This window comes from Mesorhizobium sp. M7A.F.Ca.CA.003.01.2.1 (assembly GCF_003998945.1).
Lineage (GTDB): Bacteria > Pseudomonadota > Alphaproteobacteria > Rhizobiales > Rhizobiaceae > Mesorhizobium > Mesorhizobium ciceri.
This window is the reverse complement of the sequence record NZ_RZRA01000615.1, coordinates 1-3,473: the sequence shown is the minus strand read 5'-3', so window position 1 is coordinate 3,473 and position 3,473 is coordinate 1. Positions and strand designations below refer to the sequence as shown.

General features: G+C 64.2%; 3 protein-coding genes. 1 reads left to right on the top strand and 2 read right to left on the bottom strand.

What is annotated here, in order from left to right; translation table 11 throughout:
* Both EN969_RS22280 and EN969_RS22275 read right to left on the bottom strand, forming a co-directional pair.
* On the bottom strand, nucleotides 1–977 hold a 977-nt coding region (locus EN969_RS22280), incomplete at its 3' end, for an alpha-hydroxy acid oxidase (RefSeq protein ID WP_164758414.1).
* Nucleotides 978–996: 19 nt separating this feature from the next.
* Nucleotides 997–1,800, bottom strand: a complete 804-nt coding sequence (locus EN969_RS22275) for an FCD domain-containing protein (RefSeq protein WP_032808722.1) — start codon at nucleotides 1,798–1,800, stop codon at nucleotides 997–999.
* A 206-nt stretch (nucleotides 1,801–2,006) separates the two neighbouring features.
* Between EN969_RS22275 and EN969_RS22270 the strand changes: the two genes are divergently transcribed.
* The gene (locus EN969_RS22270; RefSeq protein WP_013530349.1) at nucleotides 2,007–3,329 is read left to right on the top strand and encodes a DUF3422 family protein; all 1,323 of its coding nucleotides are present in this window, start codon (nucleotides 2,007–2,009) and stop codon (nucleotides 3,327–3,329) included.
* Nucleotides 3,330–3,473: the final 144 nt, after the last annotated feature.

The following is a 3,473-nucleotide window of genomic DNA, read 5'->3' as shown; positions in this document are numbered from 1 at the left end:
CCCTTGGCACCGAGGCAAAGCGCCTTCAGGACATCCTGGCCGGAGCGGATGCCGCCATCCATATGCACTTCGATCGTGTCGCCGACCGCGTCGGCAATCTCTTCCAGCACGCCGATCGACGACGACGCACCATCGAGCTGGCGCCCGCCATGGTTGGAAACGATGATCGCGTCGGCGCCGGTCTTGGCCGCCATCAGCGCGTCCTCCTTGTCGAGAATGCCCTTGAGGATCAGCTTGCCGCCCCAGCGCTCCTTGATCCAGGCGACGTCCTTCCACGACAGATGCAGGTCGAACTGCTCCGTCGTCCACGATGCCAGCGAGGCCATGTTGCCGACGCCCTTGGCGTGGCCGACAATGTTGCGGAAGGTCCGCCGCTTGGTGCCGGCCATGGCGGCGCACCAGCGCGGGCGGATGGCCATGTCGACGATGTTGGTCAGCGTCAGCTTGGGTGGCGCCGAAAGCCCGTTGCGGATGTCCTTGTGACGCTGACCGAGAATCTGCAGGTCGAGCGTCAGCACGAGCGCCGAGCATTTCGCCGCCTTTGCCCTGTCGATCAGGTTGAGCACGAAATCCTTGTCACGCAGCACATAGAGCTGAAACCAGAACGGCTTCGTGGTAACCGAGGCGACATCCTCGATCGAGCAGATGCTCATCGTCGACAAGGTAAACGGCACGCCGAATTCCTCCGCCGCCTGCGCCGCCAGCATCTCGCCATTGGCGTGCTGCATGCCGGTCATGCCGGTTGGCGCCAATGCCACCGGCATAGACACTTTTTCGCCGATCATCGTCGATGCCAGCGAACGGTTGTCCATGTCGACGCGGACGCGCTGGCGGAACTTGATCTTCTGGAAATCCTCCTCGTTGGCCCGATACGTGCTTTCGGTCCACGAACCGGAATCGGCATAGTCGAAGAACATCTTCGGCACACGCCGGCGTGCGAGGTCCTTGAGGTCGGCGATGGTCAGGATCTGGCTCATGGGCTTCCCGTTTCGATAGCTAGGAGCGTTTGCGTGCTGGTTCTGTATCGGTGGCGTCAACGCGCTGTTTCAACCTCAGCCGCGAGACGCGCTGCCAGTCGCCGCTGCGCTCGGCCTCCGCCATCGACCGTTCGACATAGGTGATGTGGTCCATCGCCGCCTGGCGGGCGGTGGCCGGGTCGCCGGCCTTCACCGCCGCATGGATCGCCCGGTGCTGCGCGAGCAGGGCGTCGCGCGCGCCGGGTACGGTGAACACCAGCAGCCGGTTCTGGAACACGCCCTCCGACAGCAGCCGATAACAGGAGCGCAGCGTGTGCAAAAGGATGATGTTGTGTGCGCATTCGCAGATCGCGTGGTGGAACTCGACGTCGATCTCGGCCTCGTCGTCGAAGTCGCCGGTCCGGTGCGCATCGTCCATGCGTGCCATGATCTTGTCGAGCAGCGCCATGTCGTCTGGGGTGGCGCGCCGTGCCGCATATTCAGCCGCAACCCCTTCGATCTCGCGGCGGTATTCCAGATAGTCGGTCACTGCCTTGCGGTGCATCGAGATCAGGTCCGTCACCGGTTTGGTGAAGAGCTGGCCGATGACATCGGCGACATGCGTGCCGCCGCCGGGCCTTGTCGTCAAAAGGCCGCGTCCTTCCAGTGCCTTCAGGGCGTCACGCAGGATCGGCCGCGATACGTCGAACTGGCGTGCAAGCTCGCGCTCGCCCGGCAGCCGGTCGCCGGTGCGCAGCACGCCTTCGAGGATGAGGCTCTCGATCTGCTGCACCACCTCGTCGGCGGTGCGCGAATGCTCGATCCTGGAAAAAATGTCGCTCAACAGAATGCCTGGAAGGTGAACCGGTGCCGCAGAATAGAGCCTGCCTCGCCAACTGGTCAAATTATTTATCCAATTGACAAAAAGCAGGCCGATTTCCCGCCCGATCCCGTGATCTTCGGCTAACTTTGCCGTTTGCGTCGTCAGGCCATTGGCACTAGAGGGACGCGAGTGCAAGCGGGTTCAAGGAAACCCCCGGGGAACAAGCCGTGTCAGACGACCCGTCCGATCTCGAATTCCAGCCGCGCGCCAAGGGCAGCGTCATGGGCTTTCCCGCGCATGAGGGCCGGCCCGGCGCACTCGGCGAGGTTCATGCCCGGCCGCATCCGCTGATCGAAAAGCCACGCGTCCTGATGCAACTCGCCTTCATGACGGAGGGCGGCTCCGGCGTCGACCACGCGGTGCTTTCCGAACTGTCGCGGCGCCTCGGCATCGCCGCGCCCGACCGCCAGGCCCGCCACCATGCCATGAAATGGGGCAAGGGCTCGCTGCGCTGGGAGCGGCACACCGAATTCTCGACCTATTTGTGGGAAGGGCCGCTTTCCGAAAGCGGCAGGACGCAGGAGGACTCACCCTTCGGCAACGGGTTTTCCCCGCCGGGAACCTGCATCTCCGGCATCAGGCTCGAAATCCGCAAATGGACGCAAGCAAGCGAGCAACTGATAGCCGGTTTCGATCCGACCAGCCTGTGCTACTCGCTGGTCGAGCGCGGAAACGCCGCCATCGTCACCGATTTTCGCCAGGATGGCGATGGCCTGACGCGCATGCTGCTGCTCGATCGCGGCTTGACCCCGGCGCGCACCGGCGCGTTGTCACAGCGGCTTATCGACATCGAGACCTATCGGACGCTGGCCATGCTCGGCCTGCCGCTGGCGTTGACCTTGTCCGGCCGCGCCCGCCGCATCGAAGACCGGCTGGCGCAGACCACGCTGGAAATGAAGGTCGCCGGGACACGGGACAGCCAGACCTTGCTGGCCGATCTGACCGAACTTGCGGCGGAGCTGGAGGCGGACGCGGCGTCGAGCCTTTACCGTTTCGGCGCCAGCCGCGCCTATGACGGCATCGTCGGCGAACGGCTGGACGCACTCGAGGAAGAGGCTGTGCCCGGCTATGACACATGGCGCGGGTTCCTGCAGCGCCGTGTGGCGCCCGCAATGCGCACCTGCCGCTCGGTCGAGGAGCGGCAGGAAAATCTATCGCGAAAACTGACCCGCGCCACGACGCTGCTGCGCACCTGGGTCGATGTCGAGGTCGAGAAGCAGAACCGCGACCTGCTTGCCTCGATGAACAACCGGGCCCGCCTGCAATTGCGCCTGCAGCAGACCGTCGAGGGGCTCTCGGTCGCCGCCGTCTCCTATTATGTGGTCGGCCTTGTCGGCTATGTCGCCAAGGGCGCCTCGATCTTCGGCCATGCCTTCGCGCCGGAGATCATTACCGCTGCTTCGGTGCCTGTCGCCATCCTGCTGGTCTGGTGGGGCGTGCGCCGCGTGCGCCGGATGCACTCCGAACCCGGCAAGCCGCCCGGCGAATAGCAGCGGCAGATTGCCGCTGCGTAAGCCTGTCTCCGCCTTGAAGTTGGATTCGCCGCCATTACAGGATTTGCACCCAACGCGCTTCACTGGTAAAAGATTTTGACCAGTCAAGCGAAATGAGGCTGCTGATGTCCGGCCTGGCCA